Here is a 14,925-nt window from a genome sequence, read left to right as displayed (position 1 = left end):
AAATTAATTACTTACATAGATTGCTAAAAACATCAACGCTGCACCTAACATGACAAATAGATGCCAGATCACATGGGTGAATCGTCTGCTTTTCATGCTATAAAATAGTGATCCCACAGAATAAGCGATTCCTCCGCCAACTAGCAGTAGCAAGCCAGTCAAATCGATATTCTGATAGAGCTTAGGTAGCACAACGATGATTGCCCACCCCATCACATTGTAAATGATCGTTGAAACTTTTGATACCTTGTTTGTCTTTGTTAAAGTCAAACATTTATATATGATACCGATCACTGCTGTCGCCCAAATAACACTTAGCAAAACTAGTCCTGTCGTTCCTTGCACGACTAGCAGACAAAATGGCGTGTAGGTTCCAGCAATCAAAAGGTAGATCGAACAATGATCAAATACCTGAAATACTTTTTTTGCTTTCGTAAAAATCAAACTATGAAATAACGTAGAAGAAAAGAATAGCAGAAAAAGAGAACTACCATAAATCGCAAAAGCGACATAATCTAAGGTTGTATGGGCGCGATCCATCAGCAAATTGAAGCAAAGCAGACTTAACAAAGCTGCAATCCCATGGGTCACCGCATTTAATACTTCATTGACGATTTGGTACTTTCGGCTAAATTCTATCTCCATCTTGATCCACTCCATTTCGTTTGTTCAATTTCATTATACATGAAGGATGTTCTGTTTACAAAAACTTTAACATCTAGTTTCCAAAACTATATCATTTTTTAATAACTTTTGTAAAATATTTTATCATCATGATAAGAAATAGCAACAAAAACACACTGATCAAGCCATTTACGAGTAAAAATGCAGTACGCTTCGATTGTTTCACTTTTTCTAACGCTTCTTTTATTTCTTCTGGTTCAACAGCGACCCTGTGCCCGCGTACTAATAAACGGTGACTATTGACCATATACGGAGTACAAGTAACCAGTGTGACTAAATCTTGATTTTCTTGGATTTGCAGCGCTTCTGTTTCTGTCGGTGCTACGGTTTTGATCTGATCGACTTGATACGCAAGATACTGTCCATTGATTTCAATATAAAAGTGATCTTCTATTTTTAATTGAGGTAAATCTGTAAACAATTTTGCTTGCGGCAAGCCTCGGTGGCTGGAAAGTACCGCATGTGTCGATTTTCCTCCGATCGGGTATGAGGTGCCCTCGAGCAGACAAGCGCCTTTTTCCAATAGTTTCGTCGTTGTTTGATCAAAAATCGGTAAGCTGACATTGATTTTGGGGATCGTCAAAACACCAACGGTATGTGATTCGATATACGATTTCTGAGATTTTTGATCAGTCTTTTTTTTCTTGGAAAATGGGTCTGCTTCTGGCATCGCTTCGTTTGATGCCAGTTGTTCATTTTTTTTGATCATCCGCTTTTGTAATTCAGCAAGTTCTGTCGCATGTTCAGACTTTGCCTTTTTTTGATAATTTTTGATGATCTGCTGGTCGAGATAATCATTCAACGTATCACTGACAAAAGGATACGCCAAGCTGAGGACACCGATAAAAAATACCGAGAACATGATTAGATCTAACAGACGCCATTTTTTTTGTTTCATTTTATTCTCCTCAGCGAGTCACTTGTTCTTCATTTGATACTATTTAACTTTTGGTCGTTTTAGCCAGTACGCACCCACGATTGTCAGTAAAACCACACCTAAGAAAATGTACAATGAAATGCCTTTGCCACCAGTTGCTGGTAATGTCCCTTTGTGTTTGTTTGGTACTTTCTCTGGTGCAACCAATTCACCTGCAACAGCATAAGATTGCTGATCGACCTTGAACGCCATTCGTTCAGTTAGTTTCACATAATTGTTTGGTGCTTTTGTTTCTTCTAAATAATACGTGCCATAAGACAAGCCTGTGATATCCACTAATCCATCACTTGTTGTCGTGAAAATCGTTGCTTCTTCCTGTGAAGTCGTCCACGTTACTGCTTTTGTTACTGGATCGATGATCAAATATTTCGCTGTTGCTTCATCTTGATCACGTACCACAAACGAAGCGTCTGCTAATGGTTTGATATCAGCTACTGCTCCATCTACTTTAATGAATCGTTTCCCACCTGTCAGTACTTCCACAGTTGGTGGTGTTTGATCTGTCGTATGTCCAGTATCAACATTTGCTTCGTTGTTATAGCCTTGGGTTGGTTCTGCTAACTGATTCAAATGCATGTAATAAACAAAACGCAACGTACCACCTGGAGTCAATGAAGGAATATAAGTTGGTTCAATCGTTACTGTGAAGCCGTTTGTTTGTTCAGTTACGTGGTAATTTATTGAATCAATGATCGTTTCACCATCGTAAAGTGCATAACCTGTTTCTCCAGTTGATTGGTTCATGAATGTTAAAGCTGGATCATGTGTATCAATCAATTTGAAGGTGGTATATTTATTGTTTGATCCTTCTTTATCCGCGATCCCAAGAGGAATATTGACGCTGATCTCATAATTGATCGGTTCTCCGATTGCTACGTCTTGCCCATCTAATTGCGGCGTTTCTTTTTCTACTTTCGTCGTATCATTTTTCACTGTAAGTTCAACTGGCGTTTGGTTGCCAGTAACAATTGTGAATGGTGTCTTCGTTTGCTCAGTGATCATCGCTGCATTTTCAGGTGCTTTTACTTCTTCTAACACATATTCGCCAACTTCTAATCCAGTAATGAGCATTTGACCTTTCTCTGCTTCATTTTCAGCAACGGCCTCTTCACCGATTTCATAGCTTTTGCCAGTCACAAAGTGTTTTGCTTTAGATTTATCAGTTGTCCATGTATACATTCCTTGTGCCACACTATGCAAATATTTGGCAACACCTGCATCTTCTTTCACAATGACAAATTCCGCACCGTTTAGTGCTTCGCCTTCTGCTGAACCTACTTTTTTGACCTTCAGCGTTCCTTCATTTTCCACGACATTTTTAGGATATAAATGAACTACGTCTAGTTCTTCTGTCCCATATTGATATGAACCGTCGGATTGTTTGATCAGTTCATATACTGGAAATGCCACAACCATATTTGCAGCAGCTGTTACTCCTGATTTTGCTTCTTCTTCAATCACATAAACTGCATCTTTTCCAGCTTGTTTTTTTGGCAATGCTAAAGAAAGATCCCCCTGAGCGTCTGTGGTACCAGAAAGAAGAGCTGTGCCAGAAGTCTGTGATTGGACGATCGCTTTTGCTTCTTCAATCGTCGCGCCATTTTTTCTTGCTTCAGCAAATGATTCGGTGACATCATACACATGGAACGTCACATCTGCCAACCCTTGATAGTTGTTGAATTCAGTCATTTCTTTCCCTGTATTTTGGATCTCTTGTTGTGGGAAATCTAACATTTTCTTTTTGTGGATCACCAATTGTGCATCCGTTCCTTCAGCAAACACTTGTGGATTAGGAAGTAATGCCACCAGTGTAAGTAGTGATGAAATAAGACATAGTAATACTTTTTTGAAATTTTTTCTATTCTTCATTCTTCTTTACTCCTGTTCTTTTGATAAATAATGAAACTACCTATGATCGATAGGCCACCAATCATACCAACACTTATTTTTTCGTCAGTTGTTTTTGGAAAAAGAAAACTCGTTTCTTGTTTCTGATTAGTGATTTTCAGAGGTTCACTAGGTTGTCCATTGATGGCATATGACATACTTTTTACGACAAACGAGACAGCATAAGGATTTCTTTTATACCCTTTTGGTGCTTTGATTTCTTCAAGTAAATATTCTCCGTCTGCTAAGCCATTGATGGAAAATAAGCCATTTCGATCAGAAGTCAGCGTTATTGCATCTCTTGCTCGTTTTTTCCAGCAATATTTTCCATCTTTCAAATGCAGGTATTCTTCCTGTTGGTTTTTGATCATAAACATTGCATCTTCTAGCACCTGTTGTTCCTTATCTGTTGTAACTTTTTGAAACCACTTCCCTCCTGTTCGAATACGTGTACTTCGTGACAATGATGCTGTTCCGATATCTAATGACGCTTGATTGATGATCGATTGATCAGCGATTGCATCTTGTCGTAAACGCATCTGATAGTTGATCCTCACTGTTTTACCTGCCAGATCTTGCAAGTCTTGACCGTTAAACGCAATACTGAATCCTTGACTATGGCTATGAAACGTCAGATTTTCCAAGCGTTTTTCTTCACTGTGGACTTTGAGCGATTCAGTTAGCAACTCCAATTCTTTCGTCGCACTGTCAGTGACTACGCATGTTTCTTCACTGGCTATCCCATTTGGAAACTGGATATCCAATTGATAGTAGATCTTTTCACCAATCGAATAAGTGTTTTTTTCCTCTACAAGCTTTTTTTCAAAGACGATCGCAGATGGCTCTTGGTTCATTTTAGGATAGAGATGGATTGCCTTTTGTGGGTGATCATATGAATCATAAAGAGGCAAAACCACGACTACATTTTGTGATCCTACAAACGCATCTGCTATGGGAGTGGTTTCGTTCACTAAATAAACGTTACCTATTTGATTCGTTGACTCACGTAGATCAAAGATTGCTACATCTTCTCCATCATTGTTCGACTTCACCAGTTTTTCCATTAGAAAAGAACCTGCTGAAGTACCTTGTCGCGCAATGATTTGTTGTGTTTCTTCGACAGTAAATCCTTTTTTACGTAATTGATAAAATGATTTTGTCACATCGTAAACCGCAAAACTCGCTTTATGAGATTCCGTTTGTTTATCTGATGAGGGCTGCGTAGTATGGACAATCAACTGGACCATCTCTTGTGTTTGGGCAATACACGTTTTGGCACCACCAACTAACAGAAAAGGCAACAACAGCAAGAACCAATAATACTTGGTCAACTTGAAATGCCTCCTCGTTTCATCCCCCTTGAATAAACGACAAATGAAACAATCGCAAGGATACTTAATAATAGGAAGCCAAGTCGGCCAGATCCTCCCGTTTCAGGCAGTGGGATCAATGCCTGATTGGTGATGACCAAATGGATTTGGTTGTTCGTATGATCATTTTTTAACTGAACTTCTGTTAGTTCACCATCTACAGTTACTTTTCCATCCGTTTGGATAACAATCTGCACGGGTTGCTCTAATCCCAGATAACCTTCTGGTGTTTTGATTTCCTCCAACGTGTACTCACCCGGTTTTAGGTTCTCAAAAACAAATGTATCAGTTGCTTTATCGTCGTTTGGTAATTCAACCTGTCCATCTGGACCGGATAGTCGGAAGACTGCCCCTTTTAACGCCTGTCCTGTATCCGTTTGCTTTAGGACTGTTAAATCAAAAGGTTTGATTTGATTCATATGCGTCAATGTCCAAATGGTATCTTCCTCTACATTTTCTCCGTCATAGAGAATCGTACCGTAAGGGTCAACTTTAAATTCATAGTTTCCTGGAATCGTATCGTAGCCAAGCGGTCCTGCTGTTTCTACTAAGCGATATTCACCCGCTTTTTGTATCACGAATTCTGCCAATCCTGATGATGCGGTAACTTCCTCTTTCAGTGTATGATAGGTTCCTGTTTCTCCTTTTATTTGTAAAGCAAAAGTTGCTCCTGCCAGATTGATTTTTTGTTTGTCCTTTTCGGTATATTTTCTTATAGCTATCGGAAGGTCTGCAAATGGATTCTCAATCGTCAATTGGATCACTTGATCAGTAACTGTAGCTTGTTGTTTGTCCACTGTTACTTCCCCATTTTCAGAAATAGCAATTTCCCACGCCTGCTTTTCCGATTTTTCATGTCCAGCAGGTGCACTGATTTCTGTCAATGTATAAGATTTTCCTTTTTCAAGGCGTGTACCCTCTGGCAATGAATAGGTACCATCCTCATGGTCGATCAGCTGAATCTCCTGACCTTCAATCGTTAGTTGAAACACTGCTCCTTTTAAAAGATGGTCAGCTGACGAAGTTTTCTTGGTTATTTTTAAATCTAAAGGAACAAATTGTTTTTTATTTTTCCAAGTCGTTGCGTTGACTTTTTCTGATTGATATCCTGGTACATCCAACTCATTCACCGCTTCATAGTGAAATTCTTGCCCTTGATTGTTGTATTTTGGCAAGCTGAGGGTTTCACGAGACGCTTCACTGGACGCTAGAAGTTTGGTGATATTGGTTCGCTCCCAGACATTGGTGTTCTCATCTTCTGGTTTACTTAATTGGACATAGCCACTTTCCCAACTAGATGTTTCAGTGATTCCTGTTCGCTTGATTTCGTAAATCACTTTCTCTGGTCGAGTCGTCGTATCTTGATCAAATTCTTCCCATTCTTTGAAAAAATCAAGAGATACACCTGGTGCTTTGGCTGACGGCACACCGAATTTAGCAAGAACATCTGGGTTGCTCGTTGGTTGGAAGATTGTTTGCCCATTCATTTGATACCAAGTATCAGTCTCGAACATTTCGCTTTCTGTTTGGAGTCTCACTTGATAATGTAGTTGGATTTCCTGCCCTTTTTCTAAATAGATTTTATCGACGTTGATCGTTTGCCCATCAATAGAGAGAAGTGGGTCAATCGATAGAGGGGTCGTCCCGACACTTGTAACAGAAGCGCTGTCTGGTTGATAAACAAATGGATCAATGATTGGATCAGTGATTTTTCCATCAACGACTGTTCCGGAAAGCTGCACAGCTTTTTTGGCTAGATAATCAGCAATATCTGTAGACTCATTGGCAGATTCATAATATGCCGTACCGTCTTCGCCAGTGGAAACCATCTTACGCATTCGACGTTCCACTTCCTCTTTCGTGATGCCTTCAGTTTCATCTCCTTGCAACTGTATACCCAAGCCATGGATCTCGATACCTCGTTGTTTCAATGCCATTGCTTCACCAATCGTTGCTGTGAATGTTGAATTGATCCAACGCCACTGTAAATCTTGATCTTTAACTGGTACGAGATAAGGTGGGGAAATTTTTGAAGTATAGTCAGGGTGATCAACACGATTGGTAAAAGTCGCGCCATAATAACTACCATCTTCTTCAGTCACCACACTGGCTACTTGATAGGAACTTGTTGGCACACCATCTGTTAGTAAAACGATCACTTTTTTATGATCATTTTGTTCCGATAACATTTCACCTGCTTGACGTAATCCATTTTGAGTGAACGTCCCACCACTTGTTGAATCAGGTGTCGCTGCTTGGATTTCTTCCTTTACAGAATCAAATCCCGCGATCGGAATCCTGCGATTGGCGTAGCCTTCACTAGAAAAACCAACATAACCTAAATTGATTTTTTCCGTTACACCACTTTCTGATAAGGTATCGACAAAGCGATCGATCCCCTTTTTCACCTCAACAATCCGATTTTCCTCATTCATACTGCCAGACCAGTCGACAACTAGAACGACATCTAAAGGAGTGATATTTTTCTGGGTATTTCCTCGAACATTCAGATACAAGTCAAACAATCCAGGAGTCGCTGTCTCTTTGGCAAATTTTCGGATGGCATAATCGGCATCCTCTTTTTCCCCACCATATTCAATATAAGAATGGTTGCGATTGCTTGGATTGCCATCCCAACCCTTCAGCCCGTCCCATTGCTGTTGCCCTTGGCGATTGCCTTGATGATTACGCACATATTGACTATTATCTGGTTGCCACATTGCCTTAGGGTATGTTCCTTGCTCCTCTGTGATATATTCTGGTTCAATCGTAGCTAACCCTTTAGGTTTCAACTGTTCATTGAATAATTGTGGTTGTTCAAACGGACGATATTCGTTTTTGGCTACCGATGAATCATCCGACACCTCACTGTTTTCAGAAGAAGTCGTGGTTTCAGTCGTTGGTTCACTCGTTTGTGCAGTTTCCTGATTCTCGTTATCTATAGAAAATGAAAAGGAAGCTGGTTCAGATAAAAGTAACTGACCCGTTTTTTCTTCTATCTGAATATTGAGTTGAAATTCTTTGCTCGTACTCGGTAATTCAATGGTCCATTCTTTTTCTTCAATGGTTTGAGAAAAATCACCTGCTAGCCATTTTCGTTGTTGTTCATCTGTGTATTCTTGATATTCCTGAGAAACATAAGAGGAAAGCAGATTCGTTTCAGGTGCATCTTTTGGATGTAACTGGAATAAAAATCGGTTTTCTTGTGCTTGCTCATTTAATCGATACACGACCGTTAGCTTACGATCTATTTTCCTAATACTTACTTTGCCATATTCATTATTTAAGACTTCAATGGTTGCTTCTTCATTAGCTGCCACAGTCTTTCCTTTTTGGAAGTAGAAATAGGTGACGAAAAATAGAGAAAATAGACAGAAAACGATGAAATAATTTCGCTTCTTCATTTATGGATACCTCCTTAGAAAAACTTTAAAATTCAATTAGATAATATAAAAAAAAGAAAAAATTCACTAATCTTTCTAGTTCTCTTCTCTTTTGTCTCTAACTATTAAATTATAGTTATTTTAAGGAGCTTTAAATTGATATAGTAAAACGAATACATTGAACGTTTCGTTATTTAAAACCGATTTATTATTCTTTTCTCTCACAAAATATACTCATTGAGCGATAATTTTGAGACAAATTTTAAAAGAATATTTCTAAATCCGGTAGAGTTTTTTTAGAAAATTGAGACAAGTATTTACAAGGAAAAATAAATACGGTATTAATAATAAAAATATAAAAAGAAGGTGAAGAATTGATTGAAAAAATTTTATTAGATGACCATGCAAGAATGAAATTAAGTGTGTATGGAAAGGTAATGACCTTATGGCCGGGGGAATATAGTTTAGATCATGTACGAGAAAACTTAGATTTCTATTTCAGTGCGACTCGTTTCAAAAAAATCCTATGTGCTATACAAGATGATTTAGAACAATTTACTGATATTAAACTGTTACATACTAAAAACAAGTTATCCATTCCTGAACAACTTGTTCAATATACCCAATACCAACATTACCTATCAACAGAAAGTGTTCCTTATAAACTATTGATCAGTCTTCTGACTGAACAAGATGAAGATCTTGCAGCTTTTTGCAACCGCCATTTTATCAGCCGCTCAACATGTTTTCGACAAACAAAAAAATTGGCTGAATATTTGAAGGAGTACAATATCAATTTGAATTTATCGAATCTTACCCTATCTGGTTCTGAAACGCTGATTCGTATCATTTTTTTCAATTTCTTTTGGTTTGTTTCATTAGGAGAAAGTCTGGATAGTATTCCTTACAACCAAGAAGTTCGCGCATTGATTTATAAGCACGAAGGTCCACAGCTCAAAAATAAGTTTGACTTAGGAAAAAAACAAGCCAGTCTCCATTGTCTGATTTGTTTGCTGAGGATCGAAAATGATCATTTTACGGATATCTATCGATTATCGAGAGACTCCTTTATTCCCAGTAAAACAAACATTGACTTTTTTTATGACTTCTTCAAAATTGCGGATCTTCGTTTAGATATCTTAGAAGTAAACTCTTTGTTTTATTTGTTCTATTATTGGCCGTTCCTTACCTCTAATCAAGATATTCGTGTGCCGATCGTTCACCATTCCTATCAACAACCGAGCAATGAAATCAAAGCTATTTTAGAAGAATTTCAGGCACATTGTCAGACATTTATTGGTACATTCCATTTTGAAAAAGAGCCCGCTTTGCTTTTGAATCTTTATCTTTCAATTGGAAATTTTAGCATGTTCAAACAAAAAATTCCTTTGACCACACTATTTATCTCTTCTTATATTCAAGATAAATATCCACTTTTACGTATCTTGACAATCAAAATCGAAGGATTTTGGAAAAAGGCCGCACAACGAAAAAACTACACATGGCTGAAATCATGCGTAAGTGAATTAGCCTTTCTACAAGCCAGTTTACTTTATCCGTATTATTCAGAAATCGATGAAAACTATAAATTGAAAGTTGGGTTTGTCAACGTCTCTGAGCATCTGATTTCCGCAGAGATCATGAATTTAGGCAAGAAGATCCCCTTTGTAGATATCGAGCGACTCACACTTCCCATCACTGAAGAATATGATTTTTTCATCTTGGGTTCCCCCTTATTGATCCCTGCTGGTCTTGATTCTTCTAAATATACAGTTCTTGATCTTTGTCATTATAGAGACTTTGAAACAAAGCTGTATCAGCGGCTGTTAGAAGTCCACCATTTAAAGTTACAGACATTGTTTGCTAGTTGACTGAACAATATAAAAAAAACTTTTAAGCAAGATGCTTAAAAGCTTTTTTTGACTACACTCGATTATTTTGCACGTTTTACGTATGAACCTTCTGCCGTATTGATTTCTAATAATTCATCCGTTTCAATGAAGTCAGGAACATTGACTACTAAACCTGTTTCCATTGTTGCAGGTTTACCAGAGCCAGTCACTGTCGCACCTTTGATCGATGGTTGTGTTTCAACGACACGTAAGACAACTGTTGTTGGTAATTGGACACCAATCACTTCGCTACCGAAGAATTGGATTTTTACTTCCATGTTTTCTAAGATAAATTTCATTTCTTCAGCTACAGTTTCTACAGGGATCTCATATTGTTCGTATGTTTCTAGATCCATAAAGAATGCTGTATCATCCATTGTGTATAAGTATTGAACTGGTTTTGTATCGATGTGTGCTTTTTCAAATTTTTCGTCTGGTCTTAGTGTCGTATCATAAGTAGCACCAGTACGAACATCTTTTAGCTTCATACGCATCACAGTATTTCCTTTACCAGGTTTGTGATGGCTTGCATCAATTACTTTGATCAATTTTCCGTCTTGGACAAATGTCATTCCGGCTTTTAAATCGCTTGCTGAGATCATTATTTTTTGCTCCTTTTTTTCTTAATCATAATCACCCTTATTGTATCAGACAAACGTCTATAAAACTAGGAAATTATTGCTTTTCAAATGATAGTCTTTGACTTTCTTATTTTTTCATGCTATTTTTAATTAAATCATTATTGGAGGGATAAACATGGCAATCAATTACTTAAAACAATTGAAGTGTTGTTGTTGTATGGTGTATAAAAACAGCATACTGTTTGCCATGTCTATTAATTGCCCTTCATAGTTGAATGAAAGATCTCTTTCTGTAGTGAAAGTGTTTTCTTTCTTAGTCTTTTCAATTTATGATCTTACGAGGAGCTGATTAAATAGTCAGCTCCTTTTTATTTTACTTTTTTGGAGGTTTGGATTCGTGATCATTTCATCAATTACTGAAGCAATCGGGCATACACCCGTCTATAAATTTACTGCGAAAGATTTTCCTATGCCAAAAGATTCCGTGATCTATGCAAAACTGGAATACTTGAATCCAGGAGGTAGTATCAAAGACCGTTTAGGTTTGTATTTATTGACTTCCGGTCTTGAGAGCGGAAAAATCGATCAAGAAACAACGATCATTGAGCCAACTGCTGGTAACACAGGGATTGGTTTAGGTCTGGCAGCTTTGAAATTCAATTTAAAAACAATTTTTGTCGTACCAGAAAAATTTAGTATAGAAAAACAAAAAATCATGCAGGCCCTAGGCGCAAAAATCGTACACACTCCTACAGAAGATGGAATCGTTGGTGCGATCGAAAAAAGTAAACAATTAGCTTCTGAGATCCCAAATAGTTATGTTCCCTTGCAGTTTGAAAACCCAGACAATCCAGCCACTTATTACCAAACATTGGGGCCTGAATTGTTTCAAGAATTGGAAGGGTCAATCAATAGTTTTGTTGCCGGTATTGGAAGTGGTGGTACGTTTGCTGGAACCGCAAAATTTCTAAAAGAACGTTTACCTGAACTTCGCTTGATTGGTGTTGAGCCCGAAGGATCGATTTTGAATGGTGGTCCTTCACATGGGCACGAAATTGAAGGCATCGGCGTTGAATTTGTCCCCCCTTTTCTTAGTGAGTTGACAATTGATCAATTTGAAACGATTTCTGATGCTGAAGGATTTGCTTATACACGTCAACTAGCAAAAGAACACGGATTATTAGTAGGCAGCTCGAGCGGAGCCGCTTTTGCCGCAGCTTTAAAAGAAGCGCAACGTTTACCGAACGGACAGTCTATCCTGACCATATTTCCAGATACGTCCGATCGTTACTTATCAAAAAATATTTATCTGTAAGCAACAGACGAAACGATAAACTCAATGAAGAAATTGGAGGAATAATTATGCATATTCAAACAAAATTGATCCATGGTGGTATTAGTGAAGATCCGACAACAGGGGCAGTTAGCGTACCGATCTATCAAACATCGACTTACCGCCAAAATGCAGTTGGACAACCGAAAGAATACGAATATTCACGTTCAGGTAATCCAACACGTTTTGCTTTAGAAGAATTGATTGCAGACTTAGAAGGTGGCGTTCGTGGCTTTGCCTTTGCCTCAGGTCTCGCAGGAATCCATGCCGTCTTTTCCTTATTCCAATCTGGGGATCACATTCTCTTAGGCGATGATGTCTATGGAGGGACTTTCCGTTTATTTGATAATGTTCTTACAAAAAATGGCTTAGAGTATACGATCGTCGACACAAGTAATCTTGCACAGATTGAAGAAGCAATTCAAGACAATACAAAAGCTTTGTATCTAGAAACACCAAGTAACCCTCTACTTAAAATCACCGATTTGAAAGCAGGGGCAGCCATTGCAAAAAATCATAACTTGTTAACAATCGTGGATAACACATTTGCTACACCATACTTTCAAAAGCCTTTAGAATTAGGCGCTGATATTGTTTTACACAGTGGTACAAAATATCTAGGCGGTCATAGTGATGTCGTTGCTGGATTAGTTACGACAAACAACCAAGAGTTGGCGGATCAAATCGGTTACTATCAAAATGCCATCGGTAGCGTATTAGGTCCACAAGATAGTTGGTTGATGCAACGTGGGATCAAGACTCTTAGTGTGCGCATGGAAGAACATCAAAAAAATGCCTATGCTGTAGCTGAATTATTAGTGAACCATCCTGAAGTTGAAGCAGTCTATTATCCTGGTCTAACAACTCATAATAATCATGAAATTGCGAAACAACAGATGTCCGGCTATAGCGGAATGGTTTCCTTTACCTTGAAAAACGACGCAGATGCAATTCCTTTTGTAGAAGCTTTGCAACTATTTATCCTCGCTGAAAGCTTGGGTGGTGTCGAAAGTTTAGTGGAAATTCCTTCTGTGATGACTCATGCCTCTGTACCTAAAGAAAAACGCGAAAAAGCTGGAATCAAAGACGGATTGATTCGTTTATCAGTAGGAATCGAGTACGCCCAAGATCTTTTAGATGATTTGAACCAAGCCTTTACTCAATTGGAAAATCACTGATCCATTTTATCTATAAAGAATTGAAAAAAATCAGTCAGTTTTCTACACCTGACCTGCAATAAGTGTTAGAATTTAGATAAATCGACCCAATCTTTTTAGAGGATTTTCATTCCTCCTAAAAAGAATCATCAGATAGTTAGGAGTAATTCAATATGAAAATGAATGTCGAAAGTTTTAATTTAGACCACCGTAAAGTAAAAGCCCCTTATGTTCGTGTAGCTGATCGTAAAAAAGGAGAACATGGCGATTTGATCATCAAATATGATGTCCGTTTCAAACAGCCAAACAAAGAACACATGGATATGGCAGGTTTGCATTCTTTAGAACATTTAACTGCCGAAAACATCCGCAATCATGCAGATTATATTGTAGACTGGTCACCAATGGGATGCCAAACAGGCTTCTATCTTACTGTCATCAACCATGAAAATTATGATGATATTTTAGATGTTTTAGAAAAAACGATGGAAGATGTGCTACAAGCGACAGAAGTTCCAGCAAGTAACGAAATCCAATGTGGCTGGGCTGCAAACCATACGTTAGAAGGCGCACAAGCTTTAGCGCGTGAATTTTTAGCAAAACGAGATGAATGGTCAGACGTCGGAGTATAAGCAGACCATACATTTATTTAAGCATAATAGAGATTGAGGAAAGTGACCTCCATCTCATAGTCATAAGCCGTAAAAGACAAAAGAACATGCCAAATCTTTGTCTTTTATGGCTTGTTTTGGTAAGTTATGAGAAAGACAATTTGGCGTGAACATTAAGAGAAAACTCAAATAATATCTCTTAATTTTCCATTTTGGCTGATGTTCGAAGGCGTTGACTTTCGCTCATTATGTATTTCAGTTTAGGGGACAACATCAGCAAGCCCTTTATTATACATCAACAAATAGGAGGAAAAAACGAATGGATATCTATGATTTTAACGTCACATTAGAAAATGGGACAACTTACTCATTGGACAAATACAAGGGCCACCCTATGATCATCGTTAATACTGCAACAAAATGTGGTTTGGCGCCACAATTTGAACAGTTGGAAGAGCTTTACCAGACGTATCAGGAAAAAGGGTTAGTAGTATTGGGTTTCCCATCGAATCAATTCAAGCAAGAAGTAGCTTCTGCAAATGATGCTGCGGAAGCCTGCCGAACAACGTATGGTGTTACGTTTCCCATGCACCAACTAACGGTGATCAATGGCGGGGATGCTGATCCTCTATTTGATTATTTAAAAGAACAAGCACCAGGTACTTTGACATCTGCAATCAAATGGAATTTTACAAAATTCCTTATTGATAAAGACGGTCAAGTAATTGAACGTTTTGCGCCAAAAACTTCACCATTAAAAATGAAAGAAGCAATCGAAGCCATTCTTTAGTCAAGATGCAATAATTGGACAATCAACATTTTAGATTATTGGTCAAATGAAATTCACTTCTATTTAGAGAAAAAGCTTAGATCGACTTTAGAAAAGTACATGACCTTGAAAAAATTTTTTTCAAGATCATGTATTTTTTTGTCTAGAATACTGATAATAATTTTTACTATTTCAAAAAAGCAAACAAAAAAACAGCTGAACTTTCGTTCAACTGTTTTCATTTGCGTGGCGGCGTCCTACTCTCACAAGGGGCAACCCCTCACTACAATCGGCGCTAAGAAGCTTAACTTCTGTGTTCGG

At 38.0% G+C, this 14,925-nt stretch carries 11 protein-coding genes; 5 read left to right on the top strand and 6 right to left on the bottom strand.

The genetic code is table 11. The features are described from left to right. Positions 1–3: 3 nt before the first annotated feature. The 5 genes from trhA to I2F89_RS07075 all read right to left on the bottom strand — a co-directional run bounded on the left by trhA (position 4) and on the right by I2F89_RS07075 (position 8,282). Positions 4–645, bottom strand: a complete 642-nt coding sequence (gene trhA, locus I2F89_RS07095) for a PAQR family membrane homeostasis protein TrhA (protein WP_010736330.1) — start codon at positions 643–645, stop codon at positions 4–6. A gap of 91 nt (positions 646–736) precedes the next feature. Further along, positions 737–1,582 carry a class C sortase gene (locus I2F89_RS07090; RefSeq protein WP_195513924.1) on the bottom strand — a complete coding sequence of 282 codons (846 nt, stop codon included), beginning with the start codon at positions 1,580–1,582 and terminating at the stop codon, positions 737–739. Positions 1,583–1,621: 39 nt separating this feature from the next. Next, on the bottom strand, positions 1,622–3,490 hold the full coding sequence (locus I2F89_RS07085) for a SpaH/EbpB family LPXTG-anchored major pilin (RefSeq protein WP_195513923.1): 1,869 nt from the start codon (positions 3,488–3,490) through the stop codon (positions 1,622–1,624). Further along, entirely contained in the window at positions 3,487–4,839 is a 1,353-nt protein-coding gene (locus I2F89_RS07080; RefSeq protein WP_074801748.1) for an isopeptide-forming domain-containing fimbrial protein, read from the bottom strand. Before I2F89_RS07080 ends, I2F89_RS07085 begins: the two co-directional genes overlap by 4 nt. Further along, positions 4,836–8,282: a vWA domain-containing protein gene (locus I2F89_RS07075; protein WP_195513921.1), complete on the bottom strand. Its 3,447-nt coding sequence runs from the start codon at positions 8,280–8,282 to the stop codon at positions 4,836–4,838. The genes I2F89_RS07080 and I2F89_RS07075 overlap by 4 nt, the downstream gene beginning before the upstream one ends. Positions 8,283–8,635: 353 nt before the next feature. On the opposite strand from I2F89_RS07075, the gene I2F89_RS07070 reads away from it, so the two are divergent. Then, positions 8,636–10,132, top strand: coding sequence for a helix-turn-helix domain-containing protein (locus I2F89_RS07070; protein WP_074801753.1), 1,497 nt, complete (start codon positions 8,636–8,638; stop codon positions 10,130–10,132). A 62-nt stretch (positions 10,133–10,194) separates the two neighbouring features. Here the strand turns inward: I2F89_RS07070 and efp are convergent, their stop codons facing one another. Further along, the gene (gene efp, locus I2F89_RS07065; protein ID WP_074802096.1) at positions 10,195–10,755 is read right to left on the bottom strand and encodes an elongation factor P; all 561 of its coding nucleotides are present in this window, start codon (positions 10,753–10,755) and stop codon (positions 10,195–10,197) included. Positions 10,756–11,131: 376 nt separating this feature from the next. Between efp and I2F89_RS07060 the strand changes: the two genes are divergently transcribed. The 4 genes from I2F89_RS07060 to I2F89_RS07045 all read left to right on the top strand — a co-directional run bounded on the left by I2F89_RS07060 (position 11,132) and on the right by I2F89_RS07045 (position 14,625). Beyond that, positions 11,132–12,049 carry a PLP-dependent cysteine synthase family protein gene (locus I2F89_RS07060; RefSeq protein WP_161642613.1) on the top strand — a complete coding sequence of 306 codons (918 nt, stop codon included), beginning with the start codon at positions 11,132–11,134 and terminating at the stop codon, positions 12,047–12,049. 47 nt (positions 12,050–12,096) lie between these two features. Then, a complete protein-coding gene (locus tag I2F89_RS07055; RefSeq protein WP_086334276.1) occupies positions 12,097–13,245 on the top strand; it encodes a cystathionine gamma-synthase in 1,149 nt (382 codons plus the stop codon). Between the two features lie 152 nt (positions 13,246–13,397). Continuing rightward, on the top strand, positions 13,398–13,856 hold the full coding sequence (locus I2F89_RS07050) for an S-ribosylhomocysteine lyase (protein WP_010736339.1): 459 nt from the start codon (positions 13,398–13,400) through the stop codon (positions 13,854–13,856). A gap of 298 nt (positions 13,857–14,154) precedes the next feature. After that, on the top strand, positions 14,155–14,625 hold the full coding sequence (locus tag I2F89_RS07045; protein WP_074802092.1) for a glutathione peroxidase: 471 nt from the start codon (positions 14,155–14,157) through the stop codon (positions 14,623–14,625). Positions 14,626–14,925: the final 300 nt, after the last annotated feature.

It is taken from the genome of Enterococcus sp. 1001283B150225_161107_E12, from assembly GCF_015556925.1.
GTDB lineage: Bacteria > Bacillota > Bacilli > Lactobacillales > Enterococcaceae > Enterococcus_B > Enterococcus_B mundtii.
Note: the sequence above shows the minus strand (reverse complement) of the source record. Positions and strands in the feature narration are given on the sequence as shown.

Excerpts from the sequence above, each read along its gene's own strand:
- trhA (WP_010736330.1), bottom strand. The coding sequence starts at position 645 with ATGGAGATAGAATTTAGCCGAAAGTACCAAATCGTCAATGAAGTATTA.
- I2F89_RS07090 (WP_195513924.1), bottom strand. The coding sequence starts at position 1,582 with ATGAAACAAAAAAAATGGCGTCTGTTAGATCTAATCATGTTCTCGGTA.
- I2F89_RS07085 (WP_195513923.1), bottom strand. The coding sequence starts at position 3,490 with ATGAAGAATAGAAAAAATTTCAAAAAAGTATTACTATGTCTTATTTCA.
- I2F89_RS07075 (WP_195513921.1), bottom strand. The coding sequence starts at position 8,282 with ATGAAGAAGCGAAATTATTTCATCGTTTTCTGTCTATTTTCTCTATTT.
- efp (WP_074802096.1), bottom strand. The coding sequence starts at position 10,755 with ATGATCTCAGCAAGCGATTTAAAAGCCGGAATGACATTTGTCCAAGAC.
- I2F89_RS07055 (WP_086334276.1), top strand. The coding sequence starts at position 12,097 with ATGCATATTCAAACAAAATTGATCCATGGTGGTATTAGTGAAGATCCG.
- I2F89_RS07050 (WP_010736339.1), top strand. The coding sequence starts at position 13,398 with ATGAAAATGAATGTCGAAAGTTTTAATTTAGACCACCGTAAAGTAAAA.
- I2F89_RS07045 (WP_074802092.1), top strand. The coding sequence starts at position 14,155 with ATGGATATCTATGATTTTAACGTCACATTAGAAAATGGGACAACTTAC.